The organism is Novosphingobium sp. IK01, assembly GCF_033242265.1.
Taxonomy (GTDB): domain Bacteria; phylum Pseudomonadota; class Alphaproteobacteria; order Sphingomonadales; family Sphingomonadaceae; genus Novosphingobium; species Novosphingobium pituita.
Genome location: NZ_BTFW01000001.1, coordinates 1,149,657 through 1,170,586, shown reverse-complemented (window position 1 = coordinate 1,170,586; position 20,930 = coordinate 1,149,657). Strand labels below are relative to the sequence as shown.

Sequence of the window (20,930 nt, the reverse complement as noted above, 5' to 3'; positions counted from 1 at the left end):
TGCCCGCGGGATGAACACTTGCGCGCCTTGTGTCGGCAGTTTGTGACGGGCCTGTGACGGTTGGAGGGTATTTGTCACATTGACGGGAAACTTCGTGTCGTGAGCGGCAATCGGGCGTCTTGTCCCGCTGTTTCACCGACTTGGAGCAGGCGTGGCGCAGGGCCCCGGACCCGGTCCGGGCCCCCGCGCTGTCCGCCCGATCAAACCGGCAGGCCCACATAGTTCTCCGCAATGCTGGTCTGCGCCGCCCGGCTGCCGGCGATATAGTCGAGTTCGGCGACCTGCATCGCCCGCTCGAACGGGCCATCATCGGGAAAGCGGTGCATGAGCTTGGTGAGCGACCAGCTGAACCGTTCCGACTTCCACACCCGCGCCAGGGCTTTGGCCGAATACCCGGCAATGGCATCGGCATCATGGGTTTTGAAGAACGCGCAGAGAGCCTGCGCCGCATAATGCACGTCGCTGGCGGCCAGATTGAGCCCCTTGGCCCCGGTCGGCGGCACGATATGGGCCGCGTCGCCACAGAGCAGCAGGCTGCCATGGCGCATCGGTTCGAACACGAATGAGCGCAAGGGCGCGATCGACTTCTCGATGGCAGGCCCCCGCGTGATCCGCGCGGCGGCCTCGGGGCCAAGGCGGATGCCCAGTTCGTCCCACAGCCGTTCGTCGTCCCAGTCCTCGACCCGTTCGGTCAGCGGCACGTCGATGTAATAGCGGCTGCGCGCGGCGCTGCGCATCGAGGCGAGGGCAAAGCCGCGCGCGTGGTTGGCATAGATCAGTTCGTCGTTGCACGGCGGGACATCGGCGAGGATGCCCAGCCAGCCGAACGGATAGACCCGCTCGAACACGCGCCCGACCGAGGCGGGAATGGCCCGGCGCGAGGGGCCGTGGAAGCCGTCACAGCCCACGATGAAGCGTGCGTCGAGGCGCCGGGCCCGGCCTTCGTGGGTGAACGAGAGCCATGGCGCATCGCTTTCTATGGCGTGGAGCGCGACATCGGCGGCCTCGTAGAAGATCGGCAGGCCCCGTTCGGGGGCGGCGTCCATCAGGTCGCGGGTCACTTCGGTCTGGCCATAGACGGTGACTGTCTGGCCGGTGAGATTGGCGACATCGATGCGGATCAGCCGCTCGCCATCGGCCAGGTTGAAGCCTTCCTCGACAAGGCCCTCGGCCCTGAGCCGCGCGTCGAGGCCGAGGCGCTCCATCAGCTCGACGGTGATCGCCTCCAGCACCCCGGCGCGGATGCGGCTGAGCACATAGTCGCCGCTTTGCCGTTCGACGATCACGCAGTCGATGCCTTCGACCTTCAGCAGATGGCCCAGCAGAAGCCCGGCGGGCCCCGCGCCAACGATTGCAACCTGGGTTTTCATGAGGTTCGTCTCTCCCGTTCGACCCGCATTTTTTCGAGGGAAAGGCGCGTCGTGTCCGGGCCTTGTCCGCTCTGGCGGGCTCATGCCCGAAACTTGACAGCGGCCCTTCCATACGGGAAGGCATGGAGGCGACATTTGCTGGTACTTTGAGGACAGATCGATGGTCCGCCCTGCCATTCCCAGCTATACCCTCTATGGCGAGCGCGAACCCGCCATCGACAGCGGTTTTGCCCATATCGAGACGATTGCCGCGCGCTCCTCGCTCAACGACTGGGAGATCAAGCCCCATCGCCATGCCGATTTCGTCCAGATGCTGCTGGTGCATCGGGGACAGGTGCGGATCTCGTTCGACGGGGCCGTGCAGGCGCTGGAAGGGCCGCTGGCGGTCGTCGTTCCGCCCGGCATCGTCCACGGCTTCGTCTTTGCCGCCGACGTGGAAGGCCATGTCGTCACGCTCGGCGCCGATTTTGCGGGACGGGGGCGAGGGCGGGGGGAAGGCGATGGCCTCCATCGCGTGCTGACGCGCGGACAGGCCGCGCCGCTCGCGCCTGAACCGGCACGGCGTGCCGCATGGCTGGCCGGAGAGATGCTGGCCTTGCAGGTTGCGGCCCGCGCCGATCACGGCTGGAGCGACCCGCTCGTACTGGCCCTGGCCGAGGCGCTGGCGCGCTGCATCGTGCAGGAGACTTCCGAACGGGGGCCTGCGCCCGATCCCCGGATCGACCGTTTCGCCGGGCTGGTCGAGGTTCATTTCCGCAGCCACCGCGATCTGGCTTTCTATGCCGCCGCGTTGGGCATGACCCCGCGCACGCTCTCGCGCCTGACCGCCGCGCGGCTGGGGTGTACGCCGATGGATGTGGTCCACCGCCGCCTCGTGAGCGAGGCACGGCGGCTCTTGCGCTATACCAATGCCACCGCCGCGCAAGTGGCCGCCGAACTGGGCTTTGACGACCCGTCCTACTTCTCGCGGTTCTATCTTCGCCTCACCGGACGGCGCCCGGCGCAGGAGCGCGCATCGGGCGGAGTCCGGTGATCAGGTTGCCGCTTCGCGCGCCTGCGGGGCATGGGCATCGACCAGAACCGCGCTCGCCTGGTTGAGGCCGACGAGTTCGACATGGGTGCCATGGCGGTGCAGGCGGGCGACCACTTCGTCGAGCGCGCCCACGGCGGTCACGTCCCACAAATGCGCCGCCGCAAGGTCGATCCGCACCGATTTGGCCGTCTCGCGCAAGTCGAAGCTGTCGGCAAAGATTCCGGCACTGGCAAAGAAGACCTGCCCCGCCACGGTATAGACGCGGGTGTCGTTCGCCTTGTCGTAGGTGACCGTCACATGCATCATGCGCGTGACCTTGAAGGCGAAGAACACCCCGCTGAGCATGACCCCCACGATGACCCCGGCGGCCAGATCGTGGGTGGCGACAGTCACCGCGACGGTCGCCAGCATGACCACGCCCGAGACTTTGGGATGGCGGCCCAGATCGCGCAGCGAGCCCCACGCGAACGTGCTGGCCGAAACCATGATCATGATCGCCACCAGCGCGGCCACGGGCACTTGCGCGACCCACGGGCGCAGCGGCACCAGCACGACCAGCAGGAACACCCCGGCCATCAGCGTCGAGAGGCGTCCGCGCCCGCCATAGCGCACATTGCCCACCGTCTGGCCGATCATGCCGCACCCGGCGATCCCGCCAAAGAGCCCGGCGGCCATGTTGGCAAGGCCAAGGCCGGTGCATTCACGGGCCTTGGAACTGGTGGTCTCGGTCAGGTCGTCGACGACCGCGGCGGTCATCAGCGATTCGAGCAGGCCCACGGCGGCAATCGCCAGCGCATAGGGCGCGACCACGACCAGCGTTTCGAACGTCCACGGCACGTGCGGCAGGGCGAAGGCGGGCAGGCCCGCAGGCAACTGGCCCAGATCGGCAATCGTGCGCACGGGCATGGGCACGGCCATGGTGATCCCGGTCAGGACGAGGATGCAGATCAGCGGCGAGGGCACCGCCTGGGTCAGGCGCGGCAGCAGGTAGATGATCGCCAGCCCCAGCGCGACGAGCGCATACGTGTGCCAGCTGACCCCCAGCAATTGCGGGACTTGTGCCGAAAAGATGAGGATCGCCAGCGCATTGACGAAGCCCGTGCGGACAGAGCGTGAAACGAAGCGCAAGAGCACGTCGAGCCGCAGCAGCCCGAACACGATCTGGAGCAGCCCGCCCAGCACGCTCGCGGCCAGAAGATAGGGCAGGCCGTGGGCCTTGACCAGCACGCCCACCACCAGCGCCACCGAGCCCGCCGCGCCCGAGATCATCGCCGGGCGCCCACCGAAGATCGCAATGACAATGCCGATCACGAACGAGGCAAACAGGCCGACCTGCGGGTCGACCCCGGCCACGAAGGAAAAGGCGATCACTTCGGGAATGAGCGCGAAAGTGGCGACCAGCCCGGCCAGGATGTCGCGCCGCGCGGCGGCAACCCCGTCGAACCATTCGGCGCGATAGTGATCAAGAAAGGTCGAAGCCATGAAACGGGAAAGTCCACGAAAATCGCATTGCGTGCGCCAGTGGCATGAAGCCCGGCGGCGCGACCAGCCAGCGGCCCACGGAGGCCATGGAACAGCCATGGGGCCTGTCACGCGGCCATAATATGCGAATTGCGTTGTCCGGCGGATCGGCGGCCGGAATAGCCACCCGGAATTTCACCGGGTCCATACGAATGCCCTCATGTTAGCAAGCCCGGCCATATCCGGCAACCGTCGGGCCTTTTCCGTCCGGTGGTGCCGGATCGGTCAGGCTGCGGCGGCCCCGCGATCGGTTTGCGGGGTGATTTCTCCGAGGGCGGGGCGCCAGTCGGCATCGGGGTCGGTGCAACGGGCGAGCAGGGTTTCGAGCGGAAGGGGATGGCTGAACAGATAGCCTTGGGCATATTCGCAGCCCGCCTGCCTGAGCAGCGCACACTGGCTGGCGGATTCCACCCCTTCGGCCACGCAGGCCAGCCCGATGGTGTGGCACAAGGTGATCACCGCGCGTGTCATCGTGCAGCCGCGTTCCCCATCGATGGCGCGCACGAAGCTGCGGTCGATCTTCACTTTGTCGAGCGGGAGTGTCTGGACATAGCCAAGGCTCGAATAGCCCGTGCCGAAATCGTCGAGCGCGATGCGTATGCCCATGTCGCGAAAGGCCTGGAGCGCACCTGCGGCGGCCTCGGCATTGCGCATGACCGCCGTTTCGGTCACCTCGATCCAGATCCGGCCCGGCGCGATGCCCGCCAGTTCGATTTCGCGGCGGATGAAGGCCAGGGTCGTGGCCGAGCCGAGGTCGCAGACCGAGAGGTTGAACGACAGCGCCACGTGGGCGGGCAGGCATTGCGCGGCCTTCAGCCCTTTGCGGAACACGGTCCGGGTGATCGAATGGATCGCGGTCGAGCGCTCGGCGATGGCGATGAATTCGGTTGCCGAAATCTCGCCCAGATGCGGATTGGTCCAGCGGGCGAGCACTTCCACCCCGCCCAGATGGCCGGTGTCCAGCGCGATGATGGGTTGCAGCACGATCGAGAGTTCGTCCTCGAAGCTGCTGGCCTGAAGCGCGCGCTCGATCGCGCGGTTGGCCCGAACGGCAGTTTCGAGCGCGGCGGTGAACACGCACATGCCCCCGCCATTGACGTGCTTGGCGTGATAGAGCGCATAGTCGGCGCGGTCGAAAAGATCCGTGGCGGTAGTGCCCGCCTCGGGAAAGCGCGAGATGCCCAGCGATCCCCCCACACGCAGGACGATTTCGCCGATGTGCAAGGGCGCCTTGACCTGCTGGAGCAGGCGCTCGCACGTATTCTCGAAGGAGGGCAGGTCGGTGTCGATCAGGCCGAATTCATCGCCGCCGAGGCGGTAGACCATGATCTGCGGGCCGGTCATCGCGCGCAAGCGGGCGGCAATCGCGGTGAGCAGGCGGTCGCCGACCTGATGGCCATAGGTATCGTTGATCGGCTTGAAACGGTCGAGGTCGAGCACGCCGATGGCAAAGGGCGCCCGACCTTCCTGTGCGGTCAGGCGGTCGAGGTCGGCGTGGAACTGGCGGCGGTTGGGAAGGCCGGTCAGGCTGTCGGTCAGGGCGAGCCGGCGGTTTTCCTCATTCAGCCGCTGCAATTCGGCATGCTGGCTGGCGAGCAGGGTGGCGGAGAGCACCTGATTGCGAAAATAGGAAAAGGTGTTGAAAAGCACGCGCAGCAACACGCCCAGCACCAGCGCGACATTGATGCCGATCGTCACCAGCGTCAGTTCCTGACGTTCGATGCACATGTAGATGAACGCGGGCAGGACGGTGAGGGCCACCAGCAGCGCGGCCTGGGGCAGGATCAGCAGGCAGAAGATGCAACCGATTACCGTGGTCGAGATATAGAGCCCGACATGGGCCTGCACGAGGGGGCCGCCATAGGGCGCGAGCGCCAGCGACCAGAGGATATAGGCCAGCGCCATCAGCGCGGCGAGAACGGTGATCGTGCGCAACTGGCGCCGTGCCAGCGCGGGCGAGGGCGGCCCCAGCCGTGCCCGGCGCAGCCAGTGGACCATCCGCACCACCGAAATCGTGAACAGCACGGCCGGAACGCTCACCGTGAGCATGAACGGCGCCTGCCCGCGATGGGTGATCGCCACGGCCAGCGAATTGATCAGCAGGAGCCCATAGAGCAGCGGCACCTGCTTTTGCAGGTTGACCGCCTGGGGCACGGCCAGTGCCGGATCACTGCCGATTTCCGCAAACCAACGGACCGGCCACCATGATCGCAAGGGCCTTCTCCTTCAGGGTTTCAGGCTGTGCCTGCCCACCGGGTATGACGCCGAAGGGTAAAGGGACCGCGAGGAACGCCTAAGGGGTTTTCCTGGGGCGATCCTCACGTGTCAAGGGCAACATGGCCCCGCCCGGCGCCGGGCACGCCTCGTGCCGGATGGGATCGAGGCGGATCGCAGACGTGAAAAGGGCCGGTTTCCGCGCGGGAAACCGGCCCTTTTCAGGCGTCACGAGAAAGGCTGGATCAGCCTTCGACGTGCTCGGCCAGGACCGTGAGGCCCTTGTCGTTCACTTCGGCAAAGCCGCCCTGAACGCGGATTTCTTCCGGTTGGCCGCCCTGGGTGCGATAGACCTTGAGCGTGCCGTCCTTCACCGTCGACATGAACGGCGCGTGGCCTTCCAGCACACCGAATTCGCCTTCGGTGCCGGGAACGACAACCTGCCACACCGCTTCCGAGCGGACGAGGCGGGCCGGGGTGACGAGTTCGAAGTTGAGCATCGCACTATTCCCTTTGGCCCCCCGCGTGTTCGACAGGCCTCTTCGAGGCGAGCCGGGCGGCGGGGGGCAAGGTGTCTGTTATCAGGCTTCGGCAGCCAGCTTCTTGGCCTTCTCGACGGCTTCTTCGATGCCGCCGACCATGTAGAAGGCTGCTTCGGGCAGGTGGTCGTATTCGCCGTCGACAACCGCCTTGAACGAGCGGACGGTGTCTTCGAGCTGCACGAACTTGCCCGAGATGCCGGTGAACACTTCGGCCACGTGGAACGGCTGCGAGAGGAAGCGCTGGATCTTGCGGGCGCGAGCCACGGTCAGCTTATCTTCTTCCGACAGTTCGTCCATGCCCAGGATGGCGATGATGTCCTGAAGCGACTTGTACTTCTGGAGCGTTTCCTGGACGCGACGGGCGGTTTCGTAGTGCTCGGCACCCACGATGCGCGGTTCGAGAACGCGGCTGGTCGAGTCCAGCGGGTCGACCGCCGGATAGATGCCGAGTTCCGAGATGGCGCGCGAGAGCGTGGTGGTAGCGTCGAGGTGGGCGAACGAAGCGGCCGGCGCAGGGTCGGTCAAGTCGTCGGCCGGAACGTAGATCGCCTGAACCGAGGTGATCGAGCCCTTGGTGGTCGAGGTGATGCGTTCCTGGAGCGCGCCCATGTCGGTCGCCAGGGTCGGCTGGTAGCCCACCGCCGAAGGAATACGGCCGAGCAGCGCCGACACTTCCGAACCCGCCTGGGTGAAGCGGAAGATGTTGTCGACGAAGAACAGCACGTCCTGGCCTTCCTGGTCGCGGAAGTACTCGGCCATGGTCAGACCCGAGAGCGCGACGCGAGCGCGGGCGCCCGGCGGTTCGTTCATCTGGCCGAACACGAGCGCAACCTTCGAGCCGTCCGAGGTCGGGTTGCCCTCGGCGTCCTTGGCGATAACGCCCGCGTCGAGGAATTCGTGGTAGAGGTCGTTGCCCTCGCGGGTACGTTCACCCACGCCAGCGAACACCGACACGCCGCCGTGGCCCTTGGCGATGTTGTTGATCAGTTCCTGGATGAGCACGGTCTTGCCAACGCCCGCGCCGCCAAACAGGCCGATCTTGCCGCCCTTGGCGTAAGGCGCGAGAAGGTCGATGACCTTGATGCCGGTGACCAGGATCGCCGCTTCGGTCGACTGGTCGACGAAGGAGGGAGCCTTGGCGTGGATCGGGGCGAACTGGTCGGCGCCGACCGGGCCGTTGTCGTCGATGGGCTCGCCCACGACGTTGAGGATGCGGCCGAGCGTCTTGGGGCCGACGGGCACCGAGATCTGCGCGCCGGTCGAGGTCACGCTCTGGCCACGGGTGAGGCCGTCGGTCGAGTCCATGGCGATCGTGCGGACGGTGCCTTCGCCCAGGTGCTGGGCGACTTCGAGAACCAGGCGGTTGCCGTTGTTGTAGGTCTCGAGAGCCGAGAGGATGGCCGGCAGTTCGCCGTCGAAGTGAACGTCGACGACGGCGCCGATGACCTGGCTGATCTTGCCGGTCGGGGTGATGACAGGTGCGGTTGCCATTCTAGTCTTTCCTTGCCTGCTTGGTCGTCGTCAAAGCGCTTCGGCGCCGGCGATGATTTCGACGAGTTCGGTGGTGATCGCGGCCTGGCGGCTGCGGTTGTACTGGATGGTCAGCTTCTTGATCAGTTCGCCGGCGTTGCGCGTGGCATTGTCCATCGCGGTCATCGAGGCGCCCTGTTCGCTGGCCATGTTTTCGAGCAGCGCGCCGAAGATCTGCACGCGCAGGTAACGCGGCAGCAGATCGGCAAGGATCGCTTCCTCGTCGGGTTCGTAATCGACCACGGCCCCATCAGCCTTGGCGGTGCTCCGGGTGTCCGCCTTGGGAGCGGGCACGGGGATGATCTGCTGCGCGGTCGGGATCTGGTGCAGGGCGCTGCGGAATTCCGAGAAGAACAGATGCGCCACGTCGAACTTGCCACCCTCGTAGAGGGCGAGCAGTTCCCCGGCGATCTTCTCGGCTTCGACAAAGCCGGCTTCGCGCACGGTGGTCGTGTCGAAGTGCCCCACGATCGCGTTGGGGAAGTCGCGGCGGATGGCCGGACGACCCTTGCGGCCGATCAGGTAGAAGTGAACGGTCTTGCCCTGGGCAATCAGTTCGTTCGCCTTGGCCTTGGCGGCCTTGACGATATTGGCATTGAACGCGCCGCACAGGCCGCGGTCGGAATTGGCGACGACCAGAAGGTGAATCTGGTCCTTGCCGGTTCCCGCGAGCAGCTTGGGGCTGCCCTCGCCGACTTGCACTTTGCTTGCCAGGCTGGCCATGACATCGGCCAGACGACCGGCATAGGGGCGCGCGGCCTCGGCAGCCGCCTGCGCCTTGCGCAGCTTGGCCGCGGCGACCATCTGCTTGGCCTTCGTGATCTTCTGGGTCGATTTGACCGAGTTGATCCGCAGCTTGAGTTCCTTGAGCGAGGCCACTCGTCTATCTCCACTTCATCACCCCCGGCCCGTCCTTTGCTGATGCGCGGATGGCCGGGGGGATGGTTGGTGTCTTGTCTTCAGGCGATCTGGCCCTCAGGCGAACTGCTTTCCGAAAGCCTCGAGCGCTTCCTTCAGCTTGGCCTTGGCGCCATCGCCCAGGTCCTTGCTGTCGCGGATCTCGGCGAGGAGGTCGGCCTTCTGCGTGCGCAGGAAGCTGAGCAGTTCGGCTTCGTATTCGGTGACCTGCGACACGGGAACCGAGTCGAGGTAGCCCTGGGTGCCCGCGAAGATCACGCAGGTCTGCTCTTCGAAGCCGAGCGGCGAGAACTGGGGCTGCTTGAGCAGCTCGGTCAGGCGCGCACCGCGGTTGAGGAGCTTCTGGGTCGAGGCGTCGAGGTCCGAACCGAACTGGGCGAAGGCCGCCATTTCGCGGTACTGGGCCAGTTCGAGCTTGATCGACCCGGCGACCTTCTTCATCGCCTTGGTCTGGGCCGACGAACCGACGCGCGAAACCGACAGACCCACGTTGATGGCCGGACGGATGCCCTGGTAGAACAGGCCGGTTTCAAGGAAGATCTGGCCGTCGGTGATCGAGATCACGTTGGTCGGGATGTAGGCCGAAACGTCGCCCGCCTGGGTTTCGATGATCGGCAGGGCGGTCAGCGAACCGGCGCCGAAGTCGTCGTTCATCTTGGCCGCACGTTCGAGCAGACGGCTGTGCAGGTAGAACACGTCGCCCGGATAAGCTTCGCGGCCCGGAGGACGACGCAGCAGCAGCGACATCTGGCGATAGGCGACGGCCTGCTTGGAAAGGTCGTCGTACACGATCACGGCGTGCATCGCGTTGTCGCGGAAGAACTCGCCCATGGCGCAGCCGGTGTAGGGCGCCAGGTACTGGAGCGGAGCGGGTTCCGAAGCGGTCGCGGCCACGACGATGGAGTATTCCATCGCGCCGTTTTCTTCGAGCTGGCGGACGATCTGCGCCACGGTCGAGCGCTTCTGGCCGACGGCGACGTAGATGCAATAGAGCTTCTTGCCTTCGTCGTTGCCCGCGTTGGCGGCCTTCTGGTTGATGAAGGTGTCGATCGCAACGGCGGTCTTGCCGGTCTGGCGGTCACCGATGATCAGCTCGCGCTGGCCACGGCCCACGGGAACCAGGGCGTCGATCGCCTTGAGGCCGGTCTGCACGGGTTCGTGGACCGACTTGCGGGGGATGATGCCCGGAGCCTTCACTTCGACGCGGCGGCGCTCGGCGGCCACGATCGGGCCCTTGCCGTCGATCGGGTTGCCCAGCGCGTCGACCACGCGGCCCAGCAGGCCCTTGCCGACGGGAACGTCGACGATCGTGTTCGTGCGCTTGACGGTGTCGCCTTCCTTGATCTCGGCGTCCGAGCCGAAGATCACGACGCCGACGTTGTCGGCTTCGAGGTTGAGGGCCATGCCCTGCACACCGTTGGCGAATTCGACCATTTCGCCGGCCTGGACCTGATCAAGGCCGTAGATGCGGGCGATGCCGTCACCGACCGAGAGCACGGAGCCGACTTCCGAGACCTGGGCCTCGGTACCGAAGCTGGCGATCTGGTCCTTGATGACCTTAGAGATTTCAGCGGCGCGGATTTCCATCGTTCAGCCTTTCGTGCAAACTTTTTGGCTTCAGCCCTGCATGGCCTGGGCGAGCGAATTGAGACGGGTGCGGATCGAACTGTCGATCATCTGGCTGCCGATCTTGACGACCAGCCCACCAAGAATGTCGGGATCGACCGCGGTCTTGAGCTTGACCGACTTGCCGGCACGGGCGGCCAGCTTGTCGGCAAGGGTCGCGACCTGCGCATCGTCGAGCGGGTGAGCGCTGGTGACGTGGGCGGTCACTTCGCCGCGCAGGGCGGCGGCAATCGTGGTGTAGGCCCGCGCGATGTCGACGAGCTTGGGCAGACGGCCCTTGCTGGCCAGCAGGCCGAGGAACTGGCCGGTCAGCGGGCTGACGCCCAGCGTCTGACCCACTGCGGCCATTGCCTGTCCAGCCGCGTGGCGGCTGATCAGGGGGTTGCGGATAAGCGCAGCGAAATCATTCGATTCGCGCAGCGCGTCGGTCAGGCGCTCCAGATCGCCTTCCACGGCCGAAACCTGGCCCTGTTCATGTGCCAGCTCATAAAGAGCCGTAGCGTAACGCCCCGCAAGGCTGGCCGTGATGCCGCCGGAAATCTCCACGCGCCTCAGTCCCCTTCAGTCCAAGGATTTCAAGCAAGGCGCATGACGCGCAAAAATGCACGTGACGCCCCCTAATCCCGGCGCGCCTAGCAACGTCGCACCCGTATGACAAGCCACCAGTTGGGTCGGGCTGTTGATCGAGGCGCAAACGTATGCGTAAACGGGGCTCAAACGTATCGTCTGCGGGACGGTTTGCGGCGAAGGCGCCGGGGGTGTGCCGCAATGGACACAGGGCTCGCGAATCAGGTCTTCCTGATCTTCAACGCGGGCAGGGCACCATACTTGACCCGGTGCCCTGCGGCAGGCTGGCAAAGATCAGGGCGCGGGCTGGCAGTTGTAGCGCATGCGCTCGTTGGGTTCGGCGGGAAGCAGGGCGCGGATCGCAGCCTGTGCGTCGCCAAAGCGGCGCGCCTCGGCATCGCCTGCGCCGCAGGCCGGGGCGATCGTCTTCTGGCGCTGGGCGCGCGCCGCGTTCATCGCGTCGAGGCCCATCAGGAAGCGTTCGACGGTGTACGTGTGGCTGTCGGGATCGAAATGGGTGACCGCGATGGTGTCTTCGCCATTGGGCACCAGCACGCGCGACCAGCCATCGCTGGCAAGTCCATACTGGCTGCGCTGGTTCATGCAGCCATCGGCGGACCATTCGATGGGAACATCGGTGATGTCCGAGACGGTCACGCGGCTGCGCTGCGGATCGAGCACGCAGATGAACTTGCCGGTCGTGCGCGTGGCGGGTTGCGGGCTGGCCGAGGCGCTGGCGCCGGGCTGGTCGTCGACCATGTCCTGCGCGCGGGTGTCGATCGATTGCAGGCTCGGGCGCAAGGCCCAGGCCGCGCCCGCGCCCAGCAGCAGGATCAGCGCGCTGCCCCCGGCGATGCGGGTCGCCTGCGGGCGTTTGCGCTGGGCGAAGATGAAGGCGCTGCCGCCCGCTGCCAGCGTGCCCACGAGCATCAGCACGGCCAGCGCCATGCCGTTGTCGCGCTCGGTCAGCACGGCGATCTCGGCCTGACGGCGCGCGGTTTCGAGCGCGCGGTTGCGGGCAAGCGCCCTGGCGTCCTGCTCGGCGGTCTGGCGGGCCTGGTCGGTGGCGGCGCGTTCGCTCTCGGCGCGGTCGAGGTCGGCGATCGAGGTGCAGGGCAGGTCGCTGGCATGGGCCTGGACCCCGGCCTGCTGGAGGAAGCGCGAGAGTTCGCGCATCGAGATCGCGAAATAGAACGCGGAATCCGTGCCGTTGTCGCTCACCGTGCCGAACGAATTGACCCCCACCACGCGCCCGCAGGCATCGAGCAGCGGGCCGCCCGAATTGCCCGCACCAATCGGTGCGGTGTGCAGGATGGTGTCGAATTCCTTGGAACTGCGCCCGGCCGAGACATAGCCGCGCGTCTTGACCGCTGCTTGCGGGCTGACCAGATCGCCCAGCGAAAGCCCCTGTGCCAGATCGACATTGCCCGGATAGCCTACCGCGCTCACATCCGCGCCATCGGTCACCTGTCCGGCATAGAGCGAGAGCGGGGTCAGTCGTCCGTCGCCCTTGATCTTGAGCAGGGCAAGGTCGTTGCGCGGCGAATAGGCGACCACGCGCGCCTCGAAGCCGCCGCGCCCCTCAGGGGGAACGACGCCTGCAATCAGCGTGTCGTCCTGCCGCAGCGGATCGACCACATGGGCATTGGTGACGACATATTCGGGGGTGACGGCAAAGCCCGTGCCATGGCCGATCAGCGAGGAACCATGCCCGTCGCTCTGCACGATGACCACGCGCACGACCCCACGGCTCGCCGCCGCGATATCGGCGGGGTCGGCATGGGCGGCGGTGATCCCGGAAGGCGTGACAGGCACGACACACAGGGCGGCAACAGCGAGCAGCGGGGCGATGAGGCGGCGCAACATGGGCAGGGGAATGGCCGGGATTCGGTTTGATCGCAAGGCGCGGGATGCACGAAGGGCGCCGCAATGGCATGAGGGATGGGCAAACCATGTTCGGAGTTTTCGATGTCGCAGTGTCCGCTTCCCGATCCCGAGGCCTGCTGGCGGGCGGTTTTGGCGCGCGACCGGGCCTTTGACGGCGTTTTCGTGACCGGCGTTCTGTCCACGGGAATTTACTGTCGGCCCTCCTGCGCGGCCCGGCATCCCGCGCGCGCGAACGTCCGTTTCTATGCCGATGGCGCGCAGGCCCGTGCCGCAGGCTTGCGTCCCTGCCTGCGGTGCCACCCCGACGACATGGCGCGCGACGAGGCCGCCGTGGCCGGGGCCCTGACCATGATCAAGGAGGCGCAAACACCGCCCACGCTCGCACAACTGGCGGAGCAGGCCGGCTATTCCCCCGGCCATTTCCAGCGTGTGTTCACCCGCGCCACCGGTCTTTCGCCCGCCGCCTATGGCCGCGCCCTGCGTCAGCAGCGCATGGCCGAGGGGTTGAGCCATGCGCCCAGCGTGACCGAGGCGATCCACGCGGCGGGCTATGGCGCGCCCTCGCGCTTCTATGCGGAGGCCGACCGACTCGGCATGGCGCCTTCAGCCTGGCGCAATGGCGGGGCCGGGGTAACCATCCACTGGGCCCAAGTGGCCACGACACTGGGCCCGATGCTGGTGGCCGCGACCGACAAGGGGGTCTGCCGCCTCTCGTTCGGCGAGGGTCGGGAGGCGCTGGAAAGCAGGTTTCCCAAGGCCTTGCTGGTCGAAGGTGGCACGGTGTTCGAAGCCCTGCTGGGGCAGGTCGTCGATGCGGTCGAGGTACCGGGGCGGGCCGACCACATCCCGCTCGACGTGGCCGGGACGGCGTTTCAGGAGGCGGTCTGGCGCCAGCTTCAGGCCATTCCGCCCGGAGAAACGCGCTCTTACGCGCAGATCGCCGCCGCCGTGGGCAAGCCGGGCGCCGTGCGCGCGGCGGGCAGCGCCAACGGGGCGAACGCTGTGGCCGTGCTGATCCCGTGCCACCGGGTGGTCCGCTCGGACGGATCGCTGGGCGGCTATGCCTGGGGCCTTGCCATCAAGCAGGCCCTGCTGGACCGCGAACGCGGCGATTGAGACGCACGGGAGGTGGCCGATCAACAGGGGGCGGTCAAACGAAGCTGTAGGGATCGATATCGACCGCCACGCGCACCCCTTGCGGAAAGCGCAAGGGGGCAAGCCAGCCCCGGATCACCTTCTGCACCTCGCTCGTGCGCCGCGCATTGATCAGCAGCCGATAGCGATAGCGCCCGCGCAGCAGCGAAAGCGGGGCAGGGGCGGGCCCCAGGATCATCACGTCGGGCAGGCGCGGCGCGCAGCCGCCGATGGCGCGGGCCGCGTCGCGCGCCTCGGCCTCGTCCTCGCTCGACACGATGATCGCCGCCCAGCGCCCGAACGGCGGGGCATGGGCCTCGCGCCGGGCTTCGGTCTCGGCCTCGTAGAAGGCGTCGCGGTCGCCGCTGGCCAGCGCGGCGATGACCGGGGCTTCGGGATGGCGGGTCTGGATCAGCACTTCGCCCGGCTTCTCGCCGCGCCCGGCGCGCCCCGCCACTTGCGCGACCTGTTGATAAGTCCGCTCGGCAGCGCGCAAGTCGCCCCCTTCGAGGCCCATGTCCGCATCGACCACGCCGACCAGCGTGAGGTCGGGAAAGTGGAAGCCCTTGGTGACAAGCTGGGTGCCCACGATCACGTCGATCGCCTTGTTCTCGGCCTGCTCGACGAATTGCGCAGCCTTGGCCGCGCTCGTCAGTGTGTCGGAGGTGACGAGCGCGACGCGCGCTTCGGGCAGGATCTGGGCCACTTCGTCGGCGATCCGCTCCACCCCCGGCCCGCAGGCGACGAGGCAGTCCGGCTCGCCACATTCGGGGCAGGTGTTGGGCGTGGGCACTTCGTGGCCGCAATGGTGGCAGGCGAGGCGGTGCGAAAGCCGGTGCTCGACCAGCCAGGCCGAGCAATTGGGGCACTGGAAGCGGTGGCCGCAAGTCCGGCACAAAGTCAGCGGGGCAAAGCCGCGCCGGTTGAGGAACAGCAGGCTCTGCTCGCCCCGGCCAAGCCGCTCGTGCAGCCCTTCGACGAGCGAGGGGGCCAGCCAGCGCCCGCGCTCGGGCACGTCCTCACGCAAGTCGACAATGCGGATCGTTGGCAATTGCGCGCCCCCGAAACGGCTGGGCAGGACGAGGCGTTCGTAGCGCCCGCTCGCGGCCATCTGGAGGCTTTCGAGCGCCGGGGTCGCGCTCGCCAGCACGACCGGAACGCCTTCGAACCGCGCCCGCATCACCGCCACGTCGCGGGCATTGTAGCGCACCCCGTCGTCCTGCTTGAAGCTGATCTCGTGGGCTTCGTCGACGACGATCAGGCCCAGGTTGGCAAACGGCAGGAACAGTGCCGAGCGCGCGCCGACCACCACTTGCGCGCGTCCTTGCGCCACCGCACGCCAGGCCCGCCGCCGCTCCGAGGACTTGAGCGCGGAATGCCACGAGACCGGCGGACTGCCGAAGCGTTGCTCAAAACGCGACAGAAAGCTTTGAGTCAGTGCGATTTCTGGCAAGAGGACGAGAACCTGTCGCCCCTCTTCGAGGGCCGCGGCAATCGCCTCGGAATATGTCTCGGTCTTGCCCGATCCGGTCACACCGTCGAGCAGGAACGGCTGAAATGCCCGCGCCTTGACCGCCGCGACGAGGCGCGCGGCAACGGCCCCTTGTGCATCGGAGAGTGCGGGCTGGGCATGGTGCGGGTCGGCGCGGGGGTAGGCGCGGTCGGCATCGACGGTCACCGCTTCGAGCAGCCCTGCGGTCACCATCCCGCGCAGCACGGCTTGCGAGACTTCGGCGATTTCGGCCAGTTCGCGGATGGTCGCCTGCTGGTCGATCAGGAGGTCCATCGCCTGCGCGCGCTGGGGGGTAAGGCGCCCCTTGGGCAGGCTCTCGGGGGCACGGCCCGAGAGGCGATATTCGGTAACCGTGCTGCCCCCTTGCAGCGCCGCCGTGCTCGAGAGCGCCATGCGCGCGACCGAGGCCAGCGGGGCAAGGTAATAGTCGGCACACCACTCGATCAACCGGCGCAGCGGCGCGCCGAGCGGGGGCACCGGCAGCACGCCCAGGATCGGGCGCAGCTTGGCCTCGGGCACGTCGGCTTCGGGCAGGCGGTCGGCTTCCCACACCACGCCCAGAATCTGGCGGGGCCCGAGCGGGCAGATCACCACATGGCCGGGCTGAACGTCGAGATGGGCAGGAACCTTGTAGTCGAGCGGACCCAGGGCGGCGTTGAACACCACGCAGCGGATGCGAGCAGAAGAAGGCTGGGTCATCGCCCCCGGATATAGGGAGCGGGACGCCACAGGGCAAACCGGAGGCGGGAAACAGGGCGCAAGGGTGTGCATGAGCGCACCTTGTGGCCACAAGCGGGCCTGACAGGCCGGGGCAGGTGGCCTATAGGCCGCCCCAGAATCAACTTGGCCAATCAACCTGGCCAATCAAGTTGGTCACTCAACTTGGACAATCAATGTGGACCGCCGCCGTGGGCTTCACGGGTGGAAGGCTCCACAAACCTGCGCAGGAAACACCGCCATGAAGTTCTTTGTCGACACGGCCGATACCGCCGAAATCGCCGATCTGGCCGCCACCGGCCTGCTCGACGGCGTGACCACCAACCCCACCCTGATCGCCAAGTCGGGCCGCGACTTCATCGAGGTGACCAAGGAAATCTGCGGCCTGACCCATGGGCCGGTCTCGGCCGAAGTGGTCGCGCTCGACCATGAAGGCATGATGCGCGAGGCCGAAATCCTGCGCAAGATCGCCGACAACGTGTGCATCAAGGTGCCGCTGACCATCGACGGCCTCAAGACCTGCAAGAAGCTCTCGGCCGATGGCACGATGGTCAACGTCACGCTGTGCTTCTCGGCCAACCAGGCCCTGCTGGCCGCCAAGGCCGGCGCGACCTTCATCTCGCCCTTCGTGGGCCGTCACGACGACAACGGCTTCGATGGCATGGACCTGATCCGCGACATCCGCCTGATCTTCGACAACTACGCGTTCGAGACCGAAATCCTCGTCGCCTCGATCCGCCACGGCGTCCACATCCTCGAAAGCGCCAAGATCGGTGCCGACGTGATCACCGCGCCGCCCGCCGTGATCAAGGGCCTGTTCAAGCACGTTTTGACCGACAAGGGCATCGAAGGCTTCCTTGCGGATTGGGCCAAGACCGGCCAATCTATCGGCTGACGCGATGGTTTGCGCCCCGGTGCCGGTCTGGCTTGGTTGCCTTTCCCGGCCCGGGGTGCCTGAAATACGGAACTGATCTTGGCTGGCGAATCTCCTCTCGACACTTTCCGCTCGGTGCTCACCGGCACCGCACGGGCGCTTTCCGAACAGAGCGACGTGGAGGTGGCCTGGACCTCCGATCAGGCCAGCCAGACCGGCCATTTGATGCGCGTGCCCATGCCCGGTCGCGCCTTGCCCGAAGCGCAAGTGGCGCAGGCGCGCGGCGCCGCCGATTCGATGGCGCTGCGCCTGCGGCTGCACAACGACCGTGTTCACGAGACCGGCGCGCCGACCGAACTGCTCGCGCGGGCCTGCTATGATGCGGTCGAGCGCGTGCGCTACGAGGCGCTCGGCTCGCGCGGCTATGCGGGCATGCAGGTCAATCTCGATGCGGTGACCGCCCAGCGCGTCGCCGCCGACCCGATCTCGCGCGCGACCAAGCCCGAGGAAGTGCCGCTGCCCACCGCGATCGCGCTGCTGCTGCGCGAGAAGCTCACCGGCCAGTCCGTGCCGCCGCTCGCCCGTCTGGGCACCGACATGGTGCGCAGCTGGATCGAGGCGCGCGCTGGCGACGATTTCACCCATCTGGCCGACAAGCTTGAAGACCAGAAGGCTTTTCAAAAGCTTGCCCTCGATATGTTGGGCCATCTCGAACTGACCCAGGCCACCCCTCCCGAGCCGAACGAGAACCAGGACCAGGAAGACGAGGAAGACCAGGACGACGGCACCGAACAGCCCGAGGAAGCCGAGACCTCTGCCGACGACCAGCAGCCGGTCGAGATGGCCGGCGACAGCGCGCAGGGTGACGATCAGGGCGAAAGTCAGGAAGACACCGACCGTCCCGATGACCCCGCCGATTCGGATGTCGACGACGAGGGTGAGGACGGCATGCTGCCGACCCGGCCCAACCGTCCGTGGACCGACCTGCCCGAAGATTTCGATTATCAGGCCTATACCACCCGGTTCGACGAGGTGATCGCCGCCACGGATCTGTGCGACGAGGAGGAGCTGACCCGCCTGCGCGCCTATCTCGACAACCAGATGAAGGGCCTGCAAAGCGTCGTCACCCGGCTGGCCAACCGGCTTCAGCGCCGGTTGATGGCCGCGCAGAACCGCAGCTGGGATTTCGATCAGGAAGAAGGCCTGCTCGACGCCGCCCGCCTCGCGCGCGTGGTGATCGCGCCGGGCCAGTCGCTGTCCTACAAGATGGAACGCGATGTCGAGTTCAAGGATACCGTCGTCACCCTGTTGATCGACAATTCAGGCTCGATGCGCGGGCGCCCGATCTCGATTGCGGCGATCAGCGCCGACATTCTCGCGCGCACGCTCGAACGCTGCGGGGTCAAGACCGAAGTGTTGGGCTTCACCACCCGCGCGTGGAAGGGCGGGCAATCGCGCGAGGCCTGGCTGGCCGGTGGCAAACCGGCTCATCCGGGCCGTCTCAATGACTTGCGCCACATTGTTTACAAGAAGGCCGACGAACCCTGGCGCCGCGCGCGCAAGAATCTGGGCCTGATGATGCGCGAGGGCCTGCTCAAGGAAAACATCGACGGCGAGGCGCTGCTCTGGGCGCACAGCCGCATTCTCGCCCGCCCCGAAGACCGCCGCATCCTGATGGTGATCTCCGATGGCGCGCCGGTCGATGACAGCACGCTCTCGGTCAACCACGCGGGCTATCTCGAACAGCACTTGCGCAAGGTGATCGGCTGGATCGAGAAGCAGAGCCCGGTCCAGCTTGTCGCCATCGGCATCGGCCACGACGTCACGCGCTATTATCGCCGCGCGGTGACGATCATGGATGTCGAGCAACTGGGCGGCACCATCGTCGAACAACTCGCCGACCTGTTCGAGGTCGATTGATCGCCAAGGAGGCGGGACAGGTTCCAACGGCAAAGCTTGACCGGACCTGCCCCGCCGGGGCAAGGCGCGGGGCTATGACGCACACCGCAGCCCCGCTCACGCTGTTCAACAGCCTCACCCGCGCGCTCGAACCTTTTGTCCCGGTCCATCCCGGCGAGGCGCGCGTCTATTCGTGCGGGCCGACGGTCTACAACTATCCCCACATCGGCAACATGCGCGCCTATGTTTTTGCCGACGTGCTGGGCCGCACGTTGTCGTGGAAGGGCTATGCGCTCACCCACGTCATCAACATCACCGATGTCGGCCACCTGACCGACGACGCGGACGCGGGCGAGGACAAGCTCGAAAAGGCCGCCAAGGCTGGTTCACAGTCGATCTGGGACATCGCGCGCCACTATACGCAGGCCTATTGGGCCGACATTGCCGCACTGGGCATCCGCCAGCCCGCGCACTGGTCGATCGCCACCGACTATGTGCCCGCGATGATCGAGTTTGCCAAAACAATCGCCGACAAGCACTGCTACGAGCTGCCCGGCGGCCTCTATTTCGATGTTTCGACCGTGGCCGATTATGGCCGCCTTGCCCGCGCGGCGACGGACGAGGGCGAAGGCCGCATCGAGCAGGTCGAGGGCAAGCGCCATCAGGCCGACTTCGCGATCTGGCGCAAGACGCCAGAGGGCGAGACCCGCCAGATGGAATGGGACAGCCCGTGGGGCCGCGGCGCGCCGGGCTGGCATCTCGAATGCTCGGTCATGTCGGGCCAGTTGCTGGGCTTTCCGTTCGACATCCACACCGGCGGGATCGACCACCGCGAGATCCACCATCCCAACGAGATCGCCCAGAATCAGGCGTTCTGCTGCGCGGGCAGTCTGGCCAATCCGGCCAATTCGGGCGCGCGGACGTGGATGCACAACAACTTCCTCGTCGAACGCTCGGGCAAGATGAGCAAGTCTTCGGGCGAGTTCCTGCGCCTGCAACTGCTGATCGACAAGGGCTACCACCCGCTCGCCTATCGCCTGCTGTGCCTTCAGGCGCACTATCGCAGCGAACTGGAATTCTCGTGGGAGGGCCTTGGCGCCGCGCTCACGCGCCTCAAGCGGATGGTCATGGCTGTTGCGCAACTGCGCGAGCGGGTCGAGGCTGGCGCTTCGGGCGAGGGCTGGGAGCGCCATGCGAAGATCGCGCCGCTGGTCGAACGCTTCGACGCGGCGATTTCCGATGATCTCAATACCGCCGTGGCGCTCACGGTGATGGACGAGGTGATCGCGCTCAAGAAGGTCGATCCGGCGCTCAAGCTGGCAGCGATCGGCGCGCTCGACGCGGTGCTGGGCCTGCAACTGACCACTCTGGCGCGCACCGACCTGCGCCTGACGCCCAAGGGCGCGACAATCACGCCCGAGGCGATTACAGCCGTGCTCGACGAACGCCGCGCGGCCCGTGCGGACAAGGATTTCGCGCGCAGCGATGCCCTGCGCGACGATCTGGCCACGCAGGGGGTCGAGGCGATGGACGGCGATCCGCTGGGCTGGGACTGGCGCCTGGGCTGAGCATGGTCAGGTCCCGT

Annotated in this window: 15 protein-coding genes and 1 other annotated feature; of the genes, 5 read left to right on the top strand and 10 right to left on the bottom strand. The window is 66.7% G+C overall.

Annotation, left to right across the window (positions count from 1 at the left end; all coding sequences use genetic code 11):
• Positions 1-200: 200 nt before the first annotated feature.
• Positions 201-1,370 (bottom strand): 4-hydroxybenzoate 3-monooxygenase, encoded by a 1,170-nt coding sequence (gene pobA, locus SBI20_RS05560; protein ID WP_317974119.1) that lies wholly within the window; start codon positions 1,368-1,370, stop codon positions 201-203.
• A 160-nt stretch (positions 1,371-1,530) separates the two neighbouring features.
• Between pobA and SBI20_RS05555 the strand changes: the two genes are divergently transcribed.
• Positions 1,531-2,403, top strand: coding sequence for a helix-turn-helix domain-containing protein (locus SBI20_RS05555; protein ID WP_317974118.1), 873 nt, complete (start codon positions 1,531-1,533; stop codon positions 2,401-2,403).
• Here the strand turns inward: SBI20_RS05555 and SBI20_RS05550 are convergent, their stop codons facing one another.
• The 8 genes from SBI20_RS05550 to SBI20_RS05515 all read right to left on the bottom strand — a co-directional run bounded on the left by SBI20_RS05550 (position 2,404) and on the right by SBI20_RS05515 (position 13,187).
• Complete coding sequence (locus SBI20_RS05550; protein WP_317974117.1) at positions 2,404-3,885, bottom strand: SulP family inorganic anion transporter; 1,482 nt, start codon at positions 3,883-3,885, stop codon at positions 2,404-2,406.
• A 132-nt stretch (positions 3,886-4,017) separates the two neighbouring features.
• Positions 4,018-4,073, bottom strand: a sequence feature (sul1 is cis-regulatory element that is thought to sense ions involved in sulfur or methionine metabolism; They are found in Alphaproteobacteria).
• A gap of 76 nt (positions 4,074-4,149) precedes the next feature.
• Positions 4,150-6,138, bottom strand: a complete 1,989-nt coding sequence (locus SBI20_RS05545; RefSeq protein WP_317974116.1) for a putative bifunctional diguanylate cyclase/phosphodiesterase — start codon at positions 6,136-6,138, stop codon at positions 4,150-4,152.
• A gap of 245 nt (positions 6,139-6,383) precedes the next feature.
• Positions 6,384-6,638, bottom strand: a complete 255-nt coding sequence (locus SBI20_RS05540) for an ATP synthase F1 subunit epsilon (protein WP_317974115.1) — start codon at positions 6,636-6,638, stop codon at positions 6,384-6,386.
• A gap of 81 nt (positions 6,639-6,719) precedes the next feature.
• Positions 6,720-8,171 (bottom strand): F0F1 ATP synthase subunit beta, encoded by a 1,452-nt coding sequence (atpD, locus tag SBI20_RS05535; RefSeq protein ID WP_317974114.1) that lies wholly within the window; start codon positions 8,169-8,171, stop codon positions 6,720-6,722.
• Between the two features lie 30 nt (positions 8,172-8,201).
• Positions 8,202-9,089: a F0F1 ATP synthase subunit gamma gene (locus tag SBI20_RS05530; RefSeq protein ID WP_317974113.1), complete on the bottom strand. Its 888-nt coding sequence runs from the start codon at positions 9,087-9,089 to the stop codon at positions 8,202-8,204.
• A 96-nt stretch (positions 9,090-9,185) separates the two neighbouring features.
• A complete protein-coding gene (gene atpA, locus SBI20_RS05525) occupies positions 9,186-10,715 on the bottom strand; it encodes a F0F1 ATP synthase subunit alpha (protein ID WP_317974112.1) in 1,530 nt (509 codons plus the stop codon).
• 30 nt (positions 10,716-10,745) lie between these two features.
• Positions 10,746-11,300, bottom strand: a complete 555-nt coding sequence (locus SBI20_RS05520) for a F0F1 ATP synthase subunit delta (RefSeq protein ID WP_317974111.1) — start codon at positions 11,298-11,300, stop codon at positions 10,746-10,748.
• A 315-nt stretch (positions 11,301-11,615) separates the two neighbouring features.
• Positions 11,616-13,187, bottom strand: coding sequence for a S1C family serine protease (locus tag SBI20_RS05515; protein ID WP_317974110.1), 1,572 nt, complete (start codon positions 13,185-13,187; stop codon positions 11,616-11,618).
• A 102-nt stretch (positions 13,188-13,289) separates the two neighbouring features.
• On the opposite strand from SBI20_RS05515, the gene SBI20_RS05510 reads away from it, so the two are divergent.
• Positions 13,290-14,324 carry a bifunctional transcriptional activator/DNA repair enzyme AdaA gene (locus tag SBI20_RS05510; RefSeq protein WP_317974109.1) on the top strand — a complete coding sequence of 345 codons (1,035 nt, stop codon included), beginning with the start codon at positions 13,290-13,292 and terminating at the stop codon, positions 14,322-14,324.
• 34 nt (positions 14,325-14,358) lie between these two features.
• Here the strand turns inward: SBI20_RS05510 and SBI20_RS05505 are convergent, their stop codons facing one another.
• On the bottom strand, positions 14,359-16,554 hold the full coding sequence (locus tag SBI20_RS05505) for a primosomal protein N' (RefSeq protein ID WP_317974108.1): 2,196 nt from the start codon (positions 16,552-16,554) through the stop codon (positions 14,359-14,361).
• Positions 16,555-16,813: 259 nt separating this feature from the next.
• Here SBI20_RS05505 and fsa point away from each other — a divergent pair, with 259 nt between their 5' ends.
• From fsa to cysS, 3 genes are all read left to right on the top strand, one after another.
• Positions 16,814-17,467, top strand: a complete 654-nt coding sequence (fsa, locus tag SBI20_RS05500; RefSeq protein ID WP_317974107.1) for a fructose-6-phosphate aldolase — start codon at positions 16,814-16,816, stop codon at positions 17,465-17,467.
• Positions 17,468-17,545: 78 nt separating this feature from the next.
• Entirely contained in the window at positions 17,546-19,366 is a 1,821-nt protein-coding gene (gene cobT / locus SBI20_RS05495) for a cobaltochelatase subunit CobT (protein ID WP_317974106.1), read from the top strand.
• Between the two features lie 74 nt (positions 19,367-19,440).
• On the top strand, positions 19,441-20,913 hold the full coding sequence (gene cysS, locus SBI20_RS05490) for a cysteine--tRNA ligase (RefSeq protein WP_317974105.1): 1,473 nt from the start codon (positions 19,441-19,443) through the stop codon (positions 20,911-20,913).
• The last annotated feature ends 17 nt before the right edge of the window (positions 20,914-20,930 follow it).

Bases quoted from the DNA above. Each gene is read 5' to 3' on its own strand.
- pobA (WP_317974119.1), bottom strand. From the start codon at position 1,370: ATGAAAACCCAGGTTGCAATCGTTGGCGCGGGGCCCGCCGGGCTTCTG.
- SBI20_RS05555 (WP_317974118.1), top strand. From the start codon at position 1,531: ATGGTCCGCCCTGCCATTCCCAGCTATACCCTCTATGGCGAGCGCGAA.
- SBI20_RS05550 (WP_317974117.1), bottom strand. From the start codon at position 3,885: ATGGCTTCGACCTTTCTTGATCACTATCGCGCCGAATGGTTCGACGGG.
- SBI20_RS05540 (WP_317974115.1), bottom strand. From the start codon at position 6,638: ATGCTCAACTTCGAACTCGTCACCCCGGCCCGCCTCGTCCGCTCGGAA.
- atpD (WP_317974114.1), bottom strand. From the start codon at position 8,171: ATGGCAACCGCACCTGTCATCACCCCGACCGGCAAGATCAGCCAGGTC.
- atpA (WP_317974112.1), bottom strand. From the start codon at position 10,715: ATGGAAATCCGCGCCGCTGAAATCTCTAAGGTCATCAAGGACCAGATC.
- SBI20_RS05515 (WP_317974110.1), bottom strand. From the start codon at position 13,187: ATGTTGCGCCGCCTCATCGCCCCGCTGCTCGCTGTTGCCGCCCTGTGT.
- SBI20_RS05510 (WP_317974109.1), top strand. From the start codon at position 13,290: ATGTCGCAGTGTCCGCTTCCCGATCCCGAGGCCTGCTGGCGGGCGGTT.
- SBI20_RS05505 (WP_317974108.1), bottom strand. From the start codon at position 16,554: ATGACCCAGCCTTCTTCTGCTCGCATCCGCTGCGTGGTGTTCAACGCC.
- fsa (WP_317974107.1), top strand. From the start codon at position 16,814: ATGAAGTTCTTTGTCGACACGGCCGATACCGCCGAAATCGCCGATCTG.
- cysS (WP_317974105.1), top strand. From the start codon at position 19,441: ATGACGCACACCGCAGCCCCGCTCACGCTGTTCAACAGCCTCACCCGC.